The sequence below is a fragment of the Streptomyces sp. NPDC088766 genome, assembly GCF_044750845.1.
In the GTDB taxonomy this organism is placed as follows: Bacteria; Actinomycetota; Actinomycetes; order Streptomycetales; family Streptomycetaceae; genus Streptomyces.
Genome location: NZ_JBIVKQ010000003.1, coordinates 240,335 through 256,422, shown reverse-complemented (window position 1 = coordinate 256,422; position 16,088 = coordinate 240,335). Strand labels below are relative to the sequence as shown.

Genomic DNA, 16,088 nt, shown 5'->3' with positions numbered 1-16,088 from the left:
GTCACCAGACTAGCGGCGCAGGGCCTTCGGTCTGCCTGCCTCCACAGGCTGTGTGGAGTCCAGGTGCGCCCGGACGATCAGCCGGTGACCGCGCCCCCGCCCGGGATCGCACGTCGTCGGCGTCGGACGACGTCCGGGACGCGTACACCCCGACTTACGTGGCACAGGGTCGATCAACTCGACGTCCGAGGGCATTGTTCTGCACGCCCCTGATCGGTCAATGGCCGAACCCCTTCTTCAGGGTGCCGGTGGCCGTCCTTTCGAGCACGGGCTTGTTCCACGTGAAACCAAGCGGCGGATGCGGCTACTCCACCGGCTTCGCGTAGTGCAGATCCACCGTGCCCGAGTAGCCGGGCAGCGTCACCGTGCCGTCCTCGGTGACCTTCCAGCCGAGCCCGTAGACGTTGACGTACACCATGTAGTTCTGGATCGCCGGGGAGTCCGCGAGCGCCTGCTGGAGCTTCTCGGGGTCCCCGACCGCCTGGATCTTGTACGGCGGGGAGTAGACGCGGCCCTGGAGGATCAGGGTGTTGCCCACACAGCGCACCGCACTGGTGGAGATCAGTCGCTGGTCCATGACCTTGATGCCCTCGGCGCCGCCCTGCCACAGGGCGTTCACCACGGCCTGGAGGTCCTGCTGGTGGATGACCAGGTAGTCGGGCTGGGGCTCCGGATAGCCGGGGAGCTTGGCGGTGGCGTTCGGCGGGGCGTCGTTGAGCGTGACCGTGACCGCCGGGCCCTTGACCTTCTGGGTGCCCGCAGCGTCCTCGAGCCGGGCCAGTTTCTCGTCCTCGGCCAGGGTGCTGCCGTCGTCGGCCTCGGCCAGTGACTCGACCTCGTCGCGCAGGGCCGCGTTGGACTCGTCCAGCTCGCCGTTCTTGTGACTGCGCTCCTGGATGAGGTCGGACAGCTTCAGCAGCGAGGCGTCCGTGCGGATGTTGGTGCCCTTGGCGGTGTCGAAGCTGGTGAAGAAGATGAGACCCGCGAGGGCGAAGACACCGGCGGTGAGCACCCGGACCGGCCGGAAGCGCGGACGGCGGCCGGAAGCGGACCCCGTTGAACCCGTCCCGGGGAAGTCGGCAGAATTGCTCAACGTACCCTTATCTCCTTCGGCGCCGTAGAAGCACTACGCTAACGGACGCCCGGGGGAGCGGTCAGTGTCCCCTTGTACGCCGACCCGAGCCCGACCCAGTACCCTGCGCGGCCACGCAGCGCATCGACAGGAGAGACCCTCGTGCCGAAGTCACGTATCCGCAAGAAGGCCGACTACACGCCGCCGCCCGCGAAGCAGGCGACCGCCATCAAGCTCAACAGCCGTGCCTGGGTCGCACCGGTGATGCTGGCCATGTTCCTCATCGGACTCGCCTGGATCGTCGTGTTCTACGTGACCGACGGATCGCTGCCCATCGACGCCCTGGGCAACTGGAACATCGTGGTCGGCTTCGGCTTCATCGCCGCCGGCTTCGGTGTCTCCACCCAGTGGAAGTAGCCGGCGGAGCACCTCTGCCCAGAGCTATCCACCGAGTTATCCACAACCCTTTTCCACAGTGGGGAAAAAGAACGACCATCTGTGGATAACCTTCTGGACGTTGACGCCGGTATGACGAACGGCCAGCAACCGAAAACTTGTTCGCCCCCTGCCTGACCTGCGAAAAAGCTGGTCACTGGCAGGGGGCACAGTTGTTCCCGCACCCTATGCACAAGATCGGGCACACGCTGTGGACAACGCGGCCCCGGGTTGCGCTCAGGTGAGCTGGGCGGTCCTCAAGAGCGTGACGACCACGATCACGGCCAGCACGAGGGCGCAGGTGCCGTACTGCACGAGGGAGCGGCGATCGCGCGGAGCGTGGACCATGGCGAACCCGACGACGACACCGGCCACCAGGCCGCCGATGTGGGCCTGCCAGGCGATGTTGCTCCACCCGAAGGTGAAGATCAGGTTGATCACCAGTAGGGCGATGATCGGCCGCATGTCGTGGCGCATGCGGCGCATCAGCACAGCGGTGGCACCGAAAAGCCCGAAGACGGCCCCGGAGGCACCGAGCGAACCACTGCTCGGGGAGGCCAACAGATAGGTCAGAGCACTGCCCGCGAGTCCGGAGACAAGGTAGAGAGCCAGGTACCGCACACGCCCCAGGGCCTCTTCCAACGGGCCGCCGAGCCACCACAGGCTCAGCATGTTGAAGGCGATGTGCCAGATGGCTTCGTGAGTGAACATCGAGGTGAGGAGTCGGTACCACTCACCCTGGGCGACACCCTCGGTGGCGCCGAACGGCGCCGGGGGCCACTGGCCGACGAGCACCAGGTGGCCCAGCAACGACGACCGGACCTGGACGGCGAGGAAAACCGCCACGTTGATCCCGATCAGGATCTTCGTGAGCAGCCGCGGGTCGGCCACGACGGTCCCGCCCGCAAGGGTGCGGGGCCGGTTCGCGTCCGGCGCGTGTCCCGTGCCGGAGCCGTTCCGCACGCACTCCGGGCACTGGAAGCCGACGGAGGCGCTCACCATGCACTCGGGGCAGATCGGGCGCTCACAACGCGTGCAGCGCACGCCGGTCTCACGGCCCGCATGCCGGTAGCAGACCGGCAGACCGCTCTGCGCGTCGTCCGGCCGGCTGCCTGACGCCTGATCCATGGGCTCCCCCGATCTCGTCGTGAACAAGGCTGTGCCCCGACCGTCCCTACGGACGAGCGGGGCAAATGGTTCCCACGGGGCACCGGGCGCCGACCGGCCCGGTGCCGTGCCATGCCGTGCCGTGCCGTGGCGTGCCGTGGCGTGCGCTCAAGCGCGGATCAGGGCTACCGCTTCTCGACGACGACCGACTCGATGACGACGTCCTTCAGCGGGCGGTCGGTGCGCGGGTTGGTCTGGGTGCCCGCGATCGCGTCGATGACCTTCTGGCTCGCCGGGTCGGTGACCTCGCCGAAGATGCTGTGCTTGCGGGTCAGCCAGGCCGTCGGGGAGACGGTGATGAAGAACTGCGAGCCGTTGGTGCCCGGGCCGGCGTTGGCCATCGCCAGCAGATACGGCCGGTCGAAGCGCAGGTCCGGGTGGAACTCGTCCTCGAACTGGTAGCCGGGCCCACCGGTGCCGTTGCCCAGCGGGTCACCGCCCTGGATCATGAATCCGCTGATCACCCGGTGGAAGACCGTGCCGTCGTAGAGCTTGGCCGAGGACTTCTCGCCGGTGGCGGGGTGGGTCCACTCCCGTCCCCCGGTGGCGAGGTCGACGAAGTTCTTGACCGTCTTGGGCGTGTGGTCCGGGAAGAGCCGGACCTCGATGTCGCCGTGGTTGGTCTTCAGGGTGGCGTAAAGCTGCTCGGCCACGGTCTGCCTTCCGTTGTCTTCGTGTGACCCACCGATCCTCGCACGCCCGGGGCGGACCGTCGCCCGGCCGCCGTCCCGTGCGCAGGAACCGCCCGCTTCACATACGGAAAAGCGCTGGTCCAGTCCGCGACGGGGGCAATCCGGGCCGATCCGTGGCATTGTCGACGACACGTTCCGGTTGCCCCTTATTCATCCGCTCTTGGATCTGATCAAGACAACTCGGGCGTCCGGCACCCGTATGCCCGCCCACGCATGCCCCAAAGGCTGTCGGCAGGCATGATCCGTAAAAGGGTGGAAAGTCGAAATACCGTACGCCACCGAGGAGGAGGAACCCGTGACCCGCATCGACAGCGTGCGCGCCGCGACCGGTTCGGCGAAGGACAGCGTGCTGCACGCCGCGGAAGTGGTGGCGCCCTACGCCGACACGGCCAAGGAGAGGGCCGCGCTCTACGCGCACGAGGCCCGCGTACGGCTCGCGCCCAAAGTGTCGCAGGCCGCCGAACAGGCCCGCGTCCAGTACGACGCCCTTGTGGCGCCCCGCTTGGAGCAGGCGTTGGCGCATGTCCCGCCGAAGGTCGACCAGGCCGCTCATGAAGCGGCTCTCCGTACGCGCCTGGCCGCCCGGCAGGCCGCCGACTACTCCCGGCCGAAGATCGAACAGGCGGTGGCCGCAGCCGGGCCCGTGAAGAGCGAGGCCGCCGCCCGCAGCGTCGCCGCGATGGCTGCCCTGCGCGGTCAGGTGACGCCGAGGGACATCGAGAAGCTGGTGCGCAAGCACCGCCGCCGGGCCAGGGCGGGCAAGCTCGCCAAGGCACTGGCGGTGGCCGGCATCGTGGCCGGAGGCGCCTTCGCCGCCTGGAAGTGGTGGGACAAGCAGGCCAACCCCGACTGGCTGGTCGAGCCCCCCGCCGCCACCGAGGTGCCCGCCGCAGGCGGTCTGACATCGGTCGACGGCAGTGTTGACGCCTCGGCCCTCGACCCCGAGGTTCAGGCGAAGGAGGACGAGGAGACGTCGAAGCGCGAGGACCGCGGCTGAGCCTCTCTGCCCACGTTTCACGTGAAACAGCCCCGAGGATCCAGGGGGCCGTCGCTCCAGGAATCCGCGGGGTCACACGAAGAAGAGCCCCTCCGTCCGGTGGTCACCGGACGGAGGGGCTCTTTCGATGTGGAGCCTAGGGGAGTCGAACCCCTGACATCTGCCATGCAAAGACAGCGCTCTACCAACTGAGCTAAGGCCCCTCATGGGTAAGCGTCCGGCCGGAGGAGACGATCCCGGCGGGCGCCGACGACCAGAGTACCGGGTCACCCCCCGTATCTCGCAAAAAGATTGGGGGTCCCCGCGGATGACCACTCTCCGTAAGATGCTCGGCGTGGTTCGCGACAGCGAACCGCGGTTTCTTGGGGAAGCGATGGGGAGACGCACATGGACGCCGCACAGCAGGAAGCCACCGCGAGAGCGCGGGAACTGCAGCGGAACTGGTACGGGGAGCCGCTGGGGGCGCTCTTCCGTAAGCTCATAGACGACCTCGGTCTCAACCAGGCTCGTCTCGCGGGGGTGCTGGGGCTGTCGGCGCCGATGCTGTCCCAGCTGATGAGCGGGCAGCGGGCGAAGATCGGCAACCCGGCGGTCGTACAGCGGGTGCAGCTGTTGCAGGAGCTGGCGGCCCAGGTCGCGGACGGCAGCGTCAGCGCCGCCGAGGCGACCGAGCGCATGGACGAGATCAAGCGGTCGCAAGGGGGATCGGTGCTCAGCAACACCACGCAGACGACGAGCGGTTCGGGGGCGCCCACGGTCAAGCGGGTCGTCCGCGAGATCCAGTCGCTGCTGCGCTCGGTGGCCGCCGCCGGTGACATCATCGACGCGGCCGACACCCTCGCCCCGACCCACCCGGAACTGGCAGAGTTCCTCAAGGTCTACGGCGCCGGCCGTACCTCGGACGCCGTGGCGCACTACCAGTCCCACCAGAGCTGAGCACCGGGCCCGGTGACCGGAGGGGGTTCGGCGACCGGGCCGACGGCACAGTGCGGGACCGCGAGGGGCGCGGAAGTGGCGCTCTTCGCCGGGGGATGACGCGAGCCGGATCGTGACGGGCCACGGGGGTCGTATCACTCATCACCGGGGTAGCGAGGGGACAGCAGGGGAAATCCCGACGGGGAGGAGCGACGCACCACCATGGGTGAGGTCTTCGCCGCACGGTACGAACTCGCCGACCCGATCGGCCGCGGAGGAGTCGGCGCCGTCTGGCGCGCCTGGGACCATCGCCGCCGCCGTTATGTCGCCGCCAAGGTGCTCCAGCAGAGCGACGCCCACGCGCTGCTCCGCTTCGTCCGCGAGCAGGCGCTGCGCATCGACCATCCCCACGTTCTCGCCCCCGCCAGCTGGGCCGCGGACGACGACAAGGTCCTGTTCACCATGGACCTGGTCACCGGCGGTTCCCTGGTCCACCTCGTGGGCGACTACGGCCCGCTGCCTCCCCTGTTCGTCTGCACCCTCCTCGACCAGCTGCTGTCCGGACTCTCCGCGGTCCACGCCGAGGGTGTCGTCCACCGTGACATCAAGCCCGCCAACATCCTGCTGGAGGCCACCGGGACGGCCCGCCCACGACTGCGGCTGTCCGACTTCGGCATCGCGATGCGGCTGGGCGAGCCACGCCTGACCGAGACCAACCTCGTGGTGGGAACACCCGGCTACCTCGCCCCCGAACAGATGATGGGTGCCGAACCCGACTTCCCCGCCGATCTCTTCGCCGTCGGCCTCGTCGCCCTGTACCTCCTCGAGGGCGCCAAGCCGGACGCCAAGGCCCTCATCCAGTACTTCGCGGAGCACGGAACTCCGGGCGCACCCAAGGACGTTCCCGATCCGCTGTGGCAGGTCGTGGCCACGCTGCTGCAACCGGACCCCGAGGCCCGCTTCCGCACCGCGACGGGGGCGCGCAAGGCACTGGCCGCGGCCGCCGAGCTGCTTCCCGCGCCCGGCCCGGACGACGAGCAGATCGAGATCTTCGACCAGATCGGACCGCTGCCGGAGGGCTTCGGCCCCCAGGGCCCCGCAAAACCGGCGTCGGGCGTCGCGGTGGCCTCCTCGTCCTTCGGGCGGATGCCCCCACAGCAGGACACCACGGGGTCCACTCCCGGCGAACCGGGCCGGGATCCCCTGCCGGCATGGCCGGGCACGGGTTCCGTGACATCCGGGACCCCGGCCCCGCCCGCCGCACCGCCCCCCGGTCCCCCCGTCGTACCGCCTCAGGTGCCGCCGCGACGGCCGCCCGTTCCCCAGGCCGGACCGGGACCGGCTGCGGGCGCCGTACCGCCCGGGACCGGCGCCGACGACGCCGTACCGCCCGGATCGTCTCTGTCCGGCGGGCCGGGGGCGGCCTTCCCCGCGCCTGACGCTCCACCGCACGTCTGCGGTGCCGACGATCCGCGTCAGCGGCGTGCCACCTCCTCCACCGGCCCCGTCCACTCCCTGTCGGACACCGGCGGCTTCCACCTGCCGCCTCCCCTGCGCCCGGGCACGGCCTCCGGGCAAGCCCCCCTTCGCGGCGCCCCGAGCGAGTCCACCTTCGTACTGCCTTCCCGGCCCTCGTCCGCGAGGCGTGTCGACGCCTCCACCGCTTCCTACACCGCTCAGGACCCACAGGTTCCGCCTTCCGCAGCCCCTGCTCCGGAACCGCCGGAGCCCGTCCGCCGCCGTGGTCATCGCCGAGCGAAAGCAGCCCGGCGGCCCGGGCCGCCCGCCAAGGTCGCGCTGCCCCTTCTGCTGCTGGCCCTGGCCTGCTACGCCGTCGGGTTCTGGGCGTTGGCCCGGATCTGAGCGGAGGCGCGGCGCCTGGCCGTCACCGTCCACACGCCGAGCACCAGCAACAGCGCGCTGCCGGTACCGATGCCGCCCACGGCGACCGCCGCCATCGCGCCGTCACCCCCGGCACCGCCACCGCCGTCGGCCGTACCGCCGGCCGAGACGCCCTGCCCGCTCCGCGCACCGGTCTCGAAGACACCGCTCGGCACCGGCCGGCCCTCGTACTCCGGTCCGGCCTGTGCGGTCCCGCCGATCCGGACGCGCAGCTTCACGCCGTAGGGCCCCTCGCCGAAGCGTTCGGCGACGCGCGCCGAGAGGTACACGGCGAGGTAGTGGAAACCCGCGAACCGCAGGCTCTGGGCCGGGTCCGTGGGGGCGTACCGGTTGACGTGGCGGACCGGCGGCAGCGGGGGCAGAGAGGTCGACTTCTGGGTGCCTCCGTAGCCGATGCTCGTGCCGGCGATCTCGGCGCGCACCGGGTTGTAGACCGTCAGGTCGAGAGCGGGGACCACGAATCCGGAGTCCGTGCCCGCGCTGCCCAGGTCGACGGTGGCGTACAGCTGCTGTCCCCAGTCGACGGGCACCTTGTAGTAGAGGGTCTGTCCGGGGACGATCTCGTCCCGCCAGACGCCCTGCCCCACGGCGGTCGCACCGGAGAAGCCGCCGCCGCCCGGACGGTCGACGGGTTCCGCGACGAGGGGCGCGGGCGTGGCGGAGTCCCACACCTCGGGCACGCTCGTCGCACCGCCGGCGGCAGTCGGCGGCTCGGACACGGGCGCCAGTTCCAGCTCCCAGGGCTGCCCGGCCCCGGTGCTGGTCTCGGTGCGCTCGACCACGAGGAAGTAGGTGCCGGCCTCCTGGCACAGGCCCTTGCCCGCCAGGATCTCGCGCGCCCCCCAGGCGGTGACCGGGTGCGGGTCCCTGGAGGCGCCCACGGTCACGGTGTCGTAGGAGCAGCTGCTGCCGTCGGCGTTCTGCACGGAGACCTTGACGCCGTCACCGCTGGCGAGCGCGGCGCCGGCGCGCGGGACGGCCGTGACGGAGACGTACGTGTTCGAGGCGTCGTCGAGTTCCAGCCGGTAGTAGGCCTTCTCGCGGCCCGCGAGGGCACTGCGGTACGTGGTGCCCGGCTCCAGGCGTACGGCGTCGGCGGTGTCTTCGGCGGCGGTGACGGCGCGGGCGCTCCGGTCGAATTCGTAGGTGGGTGCCTCCGCCGCACCCGCGGCCTGGGCCACGGTCCCCGGCAACCCGGCCGAGGCCACGCAGCACACCGCCACCACGGCCACGACCCGCCCGAGGGCCGACCGCGCCACGACCTCGCGCAGTGCGGTCGTCCACCCCGTACGCCGGCCCATCACACGCCCCCTCGACCTCGCCGGCAGCGGTCCTGTCCGGACCCGGCCGTGGGCCATCCTGCCCTGCCGGCCCGGGCACCGCCCCCGCATCCCGCACGAACGTCCGAAACGGCTGCTTCGCGGCCCCTAACCGGGGTCGGCCTCCCCCGCAACACAAAACCCCGACCGCACAGAGCGGTCGGGGCCTGATCAGTATTCGGTGTCGGTACTCACGAACCCGTGGGCACGGAGTCAGTCGCCTCCGTCCACAGATCCTGCTCGGCGCGATCCGCCTGGATCTGGCGGTACACGAGGAGCCCGCCGATGGCGGCCAGTGCGACCAGGAGAAGCTTCTTCACCGCGCGACCTCGTCTTTCCTTGACGTAGGGGACCTCTGGCGCCCGACTATACACACCGACCGATACCGATCGGTGACCTGCGTCGGCCCTCCAACTCCCGCCCTCGACAGCCCTGTAGGCAGGGCCGTGGCAGAGGATCGCACCCTCGGACCAGAGGGTGATCACGCCCGCACGGAAGGTCACTTCGACCGCTTTCGACGAGTTATCGGCCGCCTTGCACCCATCCGAGTGGTGTTCATCGGAACAACGCCACGCCACGGGCGTCGGTCCATCACTTCGCACCCCGCATACACATCATGAGGAAAGTACGCAAATCGCCCGACCCGAAAGTGAGGGGCCATGACCGACAACCGGATCACGAAGCTTTGGACCGCCTTCATCACCGCCTTCCTCGCGCTCTGCACGGCGCTCGGACTCATCACGACCACCGCCACGACGGCGGTAGCGCAGAGCGAGCCGACGCGCAACAGCGGTGAAAGCAACAGCGCCGTACACGCGAACGTGCCGGCGGTGGCTCCCTGGGCGTCCTGGCTACTGGCCCGGTCCCTGCCCCCCACGATGAAGCAGCGCATCCACGCCGAGGCCCACGGAAAGTCCCCCAACTGCCGCCAGCGCTCGCTCCCCGAGACGGAACCGGACGACCTCACGGCCCCGTGCGACACCGAGACCGACCTCGCCACCGAGCCCCTCGTCCCCCTCCAGCGCTGACGCCCCGGCACCACGTGCCGCACCCAGCCACGAACACGACGTAACGGCGAACTTGCGTACAGCCGCACGATGCAGGCCCGGCAGCTCCCCACAGGAGCAACCGGGCCTTCGCCATGCCCATGCCTGGCGTCTCCGGCTCCCGCACCCCGTGCGGAGCCATGAGCGACGAGTCATGAGCACGAGTTCCAGTTCCACTGCTCAGGACTCGGGGGCCAGGCCCATGGCCCAGACCGGGCCTCACGGCCCGGCAGCACCCCTCACACCCGGCACCCGGCACCCGGCCAGACCGCCAAGCCTCAGCGATCAGTCACCCGGCCTCACCCTGCACCCGCACCCGGCTCGCCCACCCTCCCCGGCAGCTCGCCGACCCAAGCCCGCGCAAACACGCCGAAGGCCCCCAACCTGACCGGTTGGGGGCCTTCGTACTGGTGGGGCTAACAGGATTTGAACCTGTGGCCTCATCCTTATCAGGGATGCGCTCTAACCAACTGAGCTATAGCCCCGCCGCGCTTTGCGGTGTGTGTCCCGCGCGCCGACTCCTGAAGATTAGCGCACGACGCGGGCAGTCCCAAAATCGGTTGTCGCCGGAGGGGCGGTGGAGGTTTGGAACGGCCGGTGCGGCCAAGTCACTCGTCTTCGGCGAGGGTCAGCTCGACGCCGCCCACGAAGCCCGCGGACAGGTTGTAGATGAACGCGCCGAGCGTCGCGAGAGCCGTCGCGAGGACGACGTCGATGACGGCGATGATCGCCGTGAACAGCAGCACATTGGGCAGGGAGAGGAAGGACTGGAGGTCGAAGCCGTTCGACTCGTTGGAGCCGGTCGCCTCGGAGATCGTGCCGCCGACCGTCGCGAAGACGCCCATCGCGTCCATGACCATCCACAACACCGCGGCCGCGATGATCGTGCAGATGCCCAGCGCGATCGAGAGCAGGAAGCTGACCTTCATCACCGACCACGGGTCGGCCTTCGCCACGCGCAGCCGGGCCTTGCGCACCCGGGGCGTGGTCCGGGCGCCGGTGCGCGGCCGGCGGACCGCGCCGGCCGGTGCCGGGGTCGAGTAGGCCTGCGGCGGGTGGTAGGGCCCGCCGGGCTGCTGCCCCTGGCGTTCGCCGGGCAGCGGTGAGGCCTGCTGGGCCTCACCGGCCTGGCCCGCTCCAGCGGCGTACTGCTGGGTCTGCGGGCCTCGGGTGTCCGTCACAGTTCCCCCCTGGGATCCATGCGTGTCGGGCGAGTGCGAGTCCTTCGCGGGCGACTTGATCGCCTGGAGGTTGGTCGTGTGCGGATCCGTCACATGCGCATCGGCCGTACGCGCGTCCTTCTTCACCGCGGCGGAGCCACGGCCGCCGTCCGTTTCCGTACCGGCAGGGGTGCCGGTCGAAGGGCCGGCAGAGGTGCCGGCCGATGTTCCGACCGAACCGGCGCCCGTGGCTCCGCTCACGATGACTCACTCCTCGTGCTACTCGGTCGAGGGCGCCTCACCCTCGTCCGTGCCGCTGGTCGCGACGTCCTCGGCGATGTCGTCCACGGCGATGTCGCCGTCGACCTCCTCCGCCTCGCGTCCCGCCTCGGCGTTACGTGCGATGCCGACCACGGCATCGCGCTTGCCCAGGTTGATCAGTTGGACGCCCATGGTGTCACGGCCCGTCTCCCTGACCTCGTTGACTCGCGTACGAATCACACCGCCGGACAGCGAGATGGCGAGGATCTCGTCGGTCTCCTCGACGATCAGCGCGCCCACGAGGGAGCCGCGGTCCTCGACGATCTTGGCGGCCTTGATGCCGAGGCCGCCGCGACCCTGGACGCGGTACTCGTCGACGTTGGTGCGCTTCGCGTACCCACCGTCTGTGGCAGTGAACACGAACGTACCGGGTCGAACAACATTCATCGAGAGCAGCTCGTCGCTCGCACGGAAACTCATGCCCTTGACACCTGAGGTGGCGCGGCCCATCGGGCGCAGAGTGTCGTCCGAGGCGGTGAACCTGATCGATTGAGCCTTCTTGCTGATCAGCAGCAGATCATCGTCGGCCGAGACGAGTTCGGCTCCGATCAGTTCGTCGTCGGATCCGTCCTCCCGCTCCCGCAGGTTGATCGCGATGACACCGCCGGAACGCGGCGAATCGTAATCCTTCAGAGGCGTCTTCTTGACCAGACCGCCCTTGGTGGCCAGGACCAGGTACGGCGCCGCCTCGTAGTCGCGGATCGCGAGGATCTCGGCGATCGCCTCGTCCGGCTGGAAGGCCAGCAGGTTCGCCACGTGCTGTCCACGCGCGTCACGCCCGGCGTCGGGCAGCTCGTACGCCTTCGCCCGGTAGACGCGGCCCTTGTTGGTGAAGAACAGCAGCCAGTGGTGCGTGGTGGAGACGAAGAAGTGGTCGACGATGTCGTCTTCCTTCAGCTTCGCGCCCCGCACGCCCTTGCCGCCGCGCTTCTGCGCCCGGTAGTCGTCGGTCTTGGTCCGCTTGACGTAACCACCGCGCGTGACGGTGACGACGATGTCCTCCTCGGCGATGAGGTCCTCGATGGACATGTCACCGTCGTAGGGGATCAGCTGGGTCTTGCGGTCGTCGCCGTACTTCTCGACGATCGCGGCCAGCTCGGCGCTGACGATGCCGCGCTGACGGACCGGCGAGGAGAGGATCTCGTTGTACTCCGTGATCTTCGCCTGCAGCTCGTCGTGCTCCTGGACGATCTTCTGGCGCTCCAGGGCGGCCAGGCGGCGCAGCTGCATCTCGAGGATGGCGTTCGCCTGGATGTCGTCGATCTCCAGGAGGTCCCTCAGGCCCGTGCGCGCGATGTCGACGGTGTCGCTGCGCCGGATCAGCGCGATGACCTCGTCGATGGCGTCCAGGGCCTTCAGCAGGCCGCGCAGGATGTGCGCCCGCTCCTCCGCCTTGCGCAGCCGGAACTTCGTACGGCGGACGATGACCTCGATCTGGTGCGTCACCCAGTGGCGGATGAACGCGTCCAGGGAGAGGGTGCGCGGGACGCCGTCGACCAGGGCCAGCATGTTGGCGCCGAAGTTGGTCTGCAGGTCCGTGTGCTTGTAGAGATTGTTCAGGACGACCTTGGCGACCGCGTCCCGCTTGAGGACGATCACCAGGCGCTGGCCGGTGCGCGAGGACGTCTCGTCACGGACGTCCGCGATGCCGCCGATCTTGCCGTCCTTCACGAGGTCGGCGATCTTCTGCGCGAGGTTGTCCGGGTTGACCTGGTAGGGCAGCTCCGTGACCACCAGGCACTGGCGGTTCTGGATCTCCTCGACCTCGACGACCGCGCGCATGGTGATGGAGCCACGGCCCGTGCGGTACGCCTCCTCGATGCCCTTGCGGCCGACGACGAGGGCGCCGGTCGGGAAGTCGGGGCCCTTGATGCGCTCGATCAGCGCGTCCAGGAGCTCCTCGTGCGAGGCCTCCGGGTTCTCCAGGCACCACTGGGCGCCGGCCGCGACCTCGCGCAGGTTGTGCGCGGGGATGTTCGTCGCCATGCCGACCGCGATACCGGCCGAACCGTTGATCAGCAGGTTGGGGAAGCGGGCCGGCAGGACGGTCGGCTCCTGGGAACGGCCGTCGTAGTTGTCCGTGAAGTCGACGGTCTCCTCGTCGATGTCGCGGACCATCTCCATCGACAGCGGTGCCATCTTGCACTCGGTGTACCGCATGGCCGCGGCCGGGTCGTTGCCCGGCGAGCCGAAGTTGCCGTTGGAGTCCACGAGCGGCATGCGCATCGACCACGGCTGCGCGAGGCGGACCAGAGCGTCGTAGATCGAGGAGTCGCCGTGCGGGTGGTAGTTGCCCATGACGTCGCCGACGACGCGGGCGCACTTGTAGAAGCCGCGCTCGGGGCGGTAGCCGCCGTCGTACATGGCGTACAGGACGCGGCGGTGGACGGGCTTGAGGCCGTCCCGCACGTCCGGCAGCGCACGCGAGACGATGACGGACATCGCGTAGTCGAGGTACGAGCGCTGCATCTCCGTCTCGAGCCCGACGGGCTCGACGCGCATGGCGATGTCGCCGCCCTCTTCAGGGGTGACGGGAGTGTTCTCGTCGGTCATTGCTGGTGTTGATCCTTCCTGGTCCGGTCAGCTGAGACCGACTCAGATGTCGAGGAAGCGGACGTCCTTGGCGTTGCGCTGGATGAAGGCGCGGCGCGCCTCGACGTCCTCGCCCATGAGGACCGAGAACAGGTCGTCGGCCTGGGCGGCGTCGTCGAGGGTGACCTGACCGAGGACGCGGTGCTCCTGGTCCATCGTGGTGACGCGCAGCTCCTCGGCGTTCATCTCGCCGAGACCCTTGAAGCGCTGGATGGAGTCCTCGCGCACCCGCTTGCCGCGCTGGCGGCCCATCTCGATCAGCGCGTCCCGCTCGCGGTCGGAGTACGCGTACTCCACGTCGTCCCGGCCCCACTTGATCTTGTAGAGCGGGGGACGGGAGAGGTACACGTGCCCGGCCTCGACCAGCGGCCGCATGAAGCGGAACAGGAAGGTCAGCAGCAGGGTGCTGATGTGCTGGCCGTCGACGTCGGCGTCCGCCATCAGGATGATCTTGTGATAGCGCAGCTTCTCGATGTCGAAGTCCTCGTGCACACCCGTGCCGAAGGCGGAGATCAGCGCCTGGATCTCCTGGTTCTGCAGGATCTTGTCGATCCTGGCCTTCTCGACGTTGAGGATCTTGCCGCGGATCGGGAGGATCGCCTGGTACTGCGGGTTGCGGCCGGACTTGGCCGAGCCGCCGGCGGAGTCACCCTCGACGATGAAGATCTCGCACTTGGTGGGATCGTTCGACTGGCAGTCGGAGAGCTTGCCCGGCAGCGACGCCGACTCCAGCAGGCCCTTGCGGCGCGTGAGGTCGCGGGCCTTGCGGGCCGCCACGCGCGCGGTGGCCGCCTGGATGCCCTTGCGGATGATGTCCGCCGCCTCGACCGGGTTGCGGTCCAGCCAGTCGTTGAGGTGCTCGTAGACCGCCTTCTGGACGAAGGTCTTCGCCTCCGTGTTGCCCAGCTTGGTCTTGGTCTGGCCCTCGAACTGGGGCTCGCTGAGCTTCACCGAGATGATCGCGGTCAGACCCTCGCGGATGTCGTCGCCCGTGAGGTTGTCGTCCTTCTCGCGCAGCAGCTTCTTGTCACGCGCGTACTTGTTGATCAGCGAGGTCAGCGCCGCGCGGAAGCCCTCCTCGTGCGTGCCGCCCTCGTGGGTGTGGATGATGTTGGCGAAGGAGTACACGCCCTCGCTGTAGCCGCTGTTCCACTGCAACGCGACCTCGAGGGAGAGGTTCTTGTCCTTGTCCTCGGCCTCGAGGTCGATGATGGTGGGGTGGACCGCCTCTCCCTTGCGGGAGTTGAGGTACTTCACGAAGTCGACGATGCCGCCCTCGTAGTGGTACGTGACGGACTTGACCTCGTCCTTCACGTCGGCGCCCGCCTCGTCCGCACCGGTCACGGCCTTCGCCGACTCGCGCTCATCAGTGAGTTTGATCGTCAAACCCTTGTTGAGGAACGCCATCTCCTGGAAGCGCCGCGACAGCGTCTCGAAGGAGTACTCGGTGGTCTCGAAGATGTCGCCGTCGGCCCAGAAGGTGACCGAGGTGCCGGTCTCCTCCGTGGCCTCGTGCTTGGCGAGCGGGGCCGTCGGCACGCCCATCTTGTAGTCCTGCGTCCAGCGGTGGCCGTCGGTCCGCACCTCGACGGAGACCTTGGACGACAGGGCGTTCACGACGGAGACACCGACACCGTGCAGACCGCCGGAGACCGCGTAACCGCCGCCGCCGAACTTGCCGCCCGCGTGCAGCACGGTCAGTACGACCTCGACGGCGGGCTTCCCCTCGGAGGGGACGATGCCCACCGGGATGCCGCGGCCGTTGTCGACGACGCGCACGCCGCCGTCGGCCAGGATCGTCACGTCGATGGTGTCCGCGTGCCCGGCCAGCGCCTCGTCGACGGAGTTGTCGACGACCTCCTGCACCAGGTGGTGCAGACCGCGCTCGCCGGTCGAGCCGATGTACATGCCGGGTCGCTTGCGGACCGCGTCCAGGCCCTCGAGGACGGTGATGGCGCTGGCGTCGTAGGAGGCCGTGACCTCGCTGGTCGAGGACTCGGCCTCGCTGATGACGCCGGCGTCGGTGGACGGGATGTTCTCGTTGGGGTTGCCGGAATCGGCCACGAAGCGCCCTTTCTGGCACAGCACGAGCCGGGCTCGTCGGCGGGTTGCCGGAGCGGCTGCGGCATGTTGCGTTGGTAAGCCTTGATCAGCGTTGCTCAGCGTCTCCCGGGCGGTCCCCACGTTCGGGGCGGGATTGGCTTCCAGTCTACCGGTAGCGCCGACAGTGATGGGGGTTTGCCGGTACCTGAGTCCGCATGTGCCGCCCTCAACCGGTCTCCACCGGGTCCCCATATACGGAGCGGGCCTCCAAGAGGCTCACGGAGGCACTCAGCGCTTCCGGGTGTCAACCCTTGGCTACCGGCGAGTCAGTTCCGGTTCCGCCACCCCGTCCGCACCTCGCACGGCCCCTCCGGGAGCGGGTTCGGACCCTGCCCGGACCGTCCGGGAACGGGTCCGGACCACTCAC

At 69.2% G+C, this 16,088-nt stretch carries 13 protein-coding genes, 2 tRNA genes and 1 pseudogene; 5 read left to right on the top strand and 11 right to left on the bottom strand.

Annotated features, from left to right (window positions below; translation table 11 throughout):
* Nucleotides 1-9: 9 nt before the first annotated feature.
* A pseudogene (locus tag ACIP5W_RS06445) lies at nt 10-298 on the bottom strand (class E sortase); the annotation flags it as partial.
* A gap of 6 nt (nt 299-304) precedes the next feature.
* Nucleotides 305-1,093 (bottom strand): DUF881 domain-containing protein, encoded by a 789-nt coding sequence (locus ACIP5W_RS06440; RefSeq protein WP_401467548.1) that lies wholly within the window; start codon nt 1,091-1,093, stop codon nt 305-307.
* A 141-nt stretch (nt 1,094-1,234) separates the two neighbouring features.
* Between ACIP5W_RS06440 and crgA the strand changes: the two genes are divergently transcribed.
* Complete coding sequence (crgA, locus tag ACIP5W_RS06435) at nt 1,235-1,489, top strand: cell division protein CrgA (protein ID WP_086767093.1); 255 nt, start codon at nt 1,235-1,237, stop codon at nt 1,487-1,489.
* Between the two features lie 255 nt (nt 1,490-1,744).
* Here crgA and ACIP5W_RS06430 read toward each other — a convergent pair whose 3' ends face one another.
* Nucleotides 1,745-2,635, bottom strand: coding sequence for a rhomboid family intramembrane serine protease (locus ACIP5W_RS06430; protein WP_401467544.1), 891 nt, complete (start codon nt 2,633-2,635; stop codon nt 1,745-1,747).
* 164 nt (nt 2,636-2,799) lie between these two features.
* A complete protein-coding gene (locus tag ACIP5W_RS06425; protein ID WP_401467541.1) occupies nt 2,800-3,327 on the bottom strand; it encodes a peptidylprolyl isomerase in 528 nt (175 codons plus the stop codon).
* Between the two features lie 334 nt (nt 3,328-3,661).
* Here ACIP5W_RS06425 and ACIP5W_RS06420 point away from each other — a divergent pair, with 334 nt between their 5' ends.
* Nucleotides 3,662-4,363 (top strand): DUF5324 family protein, encoded by a 702-nt coding sequence (locus ACIP5W_RS06420; RefSeq protein WP_401467538.1) that lies wholly within the window; start codon nt 3,662-3,664, stop codon nt 4,361-4,363.
* A 130-nt stretch (nt 4,364-4,493) separates the two neighbouring features.
* Here the strand turns inward: ACIP5W_RS06420 and ACIP5W_RS06415 are convergent.
* Nucleotides 4,494-4,566 (bottom strand) — tRNA-Ala (locus ACIP5W_RS06415).
* Between the two features lie 184 nt (nt 4,567-4,750).
* On the opposite strand from ACIP5W_RS06415, the gene ACIP5W_RS06410 reads away from it, so the two are divergent.
* Together ACIP5W_RS06410 and ACIP5W_RS06405 are read left to right on the top strand one after the other, a co-directional pair.
* Complete coding sequence (locus ACIP5W_RS06410; protein ID WP_401467535.1) at nt 4,751-5,299, top strand: helix-turn-helix domain-containing protein; 549 nt, start codon at nt 4,751-4,753, stop codon at nt 5,297-5,299.
* Between the two features lie 201 nt (nt 5,300-5,500).
* On the top strand, nt 5,501-7,141 hold the full coding sequence (locus ACIP5W_RS06405; protein ID WP_401467532.1) for a serine/threonine-protein kinase: 1,641 nt from the start codon (nt 5,501-5,503) through the stop codon (nt 7,139-7,141).
* On the opposite strand, the gene ACIP5W_RS06400 is transcribed toward ACIP5W_RS06405, so the two are convergent.
* Together ACIP5W_RS06400 and ACIP5W_RS06395 are read right to left on the bottom strand one after the other, a co-directional pair.
* Nucleotides 7,105-8,481, bottom strand: a complete 1,377-nt coding sequence (locus tag ACIP5W_RS06400) for a hypothetical protein (protein ID WP_401467530.1) — start codon at nt 8,479-8,481, stop codon at nt 7,105-7,107. The two genes, ACIP5W_RS06405 and ACIP5W_RS06400, sit on opposite strands and share 37 nt — an antisense overlap.
* A 209-nt stretch (nt 8,482-8,690) precedes the next feature.
* The gene (locus ACIP5W_RS06395) at nt 8,691-8,819 is read right to left on the bottom strand and encodes a DLW-39 family protein (RefSeq protein WP_003999697.1); all 129 of its coding nucleotides are present in this window, start codon (nt 8,817-8,819) and stop codon (nt 8,691-8,693) included.
* 339 nt (nt 8,820-9,158) lie between these two features.
* Here ACIP5W_RS06395 and ACIP5W_RS06390 point away from each other — a divergent pair, with 339 nt between their 5' ends.
* Entirely contained in the window at nt 9,159-9,527 is a 369-nt protein-coding gene (locus tag ACIP5W_RS06390) for a DUF6344 domain-containing protein (protein ID WP_401467527.1), read from the top strand.
* A 426-nt stretch (nt 9,528-9,953) separates the two neighbouring features.
* Here the strand turns inward: ACIP5W_RS06390 and ACIP5W_RS06385 are convergent.
* The 4 genes from ACIP5W_RS06385 to gyrB form a co-directional block, all read right to left on the bottom strand.
* A tRNA-Ile gene (locus ACIP5W_RS06385) sits at nt 9,954-10,030 on the bottom strand.
* A 123-nt stretch (nt 10,031-10,153) separates the two neighbouring features.
* Nucleotides 10,154-10,966 (bottom strand): DUF3566 domain-containing protein, encoded by an 813-nt coding sequence (locus ACIP5W_RS06380; protein WP_401467524.1) that lies wholly within the window; start codon nt 10,964-10,966, stop codon nt 10,154-10,156.
* Nucleotides 10,967-10,984: 18 nt separating this feature from the next.
* Nucleotides 10,985-13,579 carry a DNA gyrase subunit A gene (gene gyrA / locus ACIP5W_RS06375; protein ID WP_401467521.1) on the bottom strand — a complete coding sequence of 865 codons (2,595 nt, stop codon included), beginning with the start codon at nt 13,577-13,579 and terminating at the stop codon, nt 10,985-10,987.
* 42 nt (nt 13,580-13,621) lie between these two features.
* Entirely contained in the window at nt 13,622-15,706 is a 2,085-nt protein-coding gene (gene gyrB, locus ACIP5W_RS06370) for a DNA topoisomerase (ATP-hydrolyzing) subunit B (RefSeq protein ID WP_401467518.1), read from the bottom strand.
* Between the last annotated feature and the right edge of the window lie 382 nt (nt 15,707-16,088).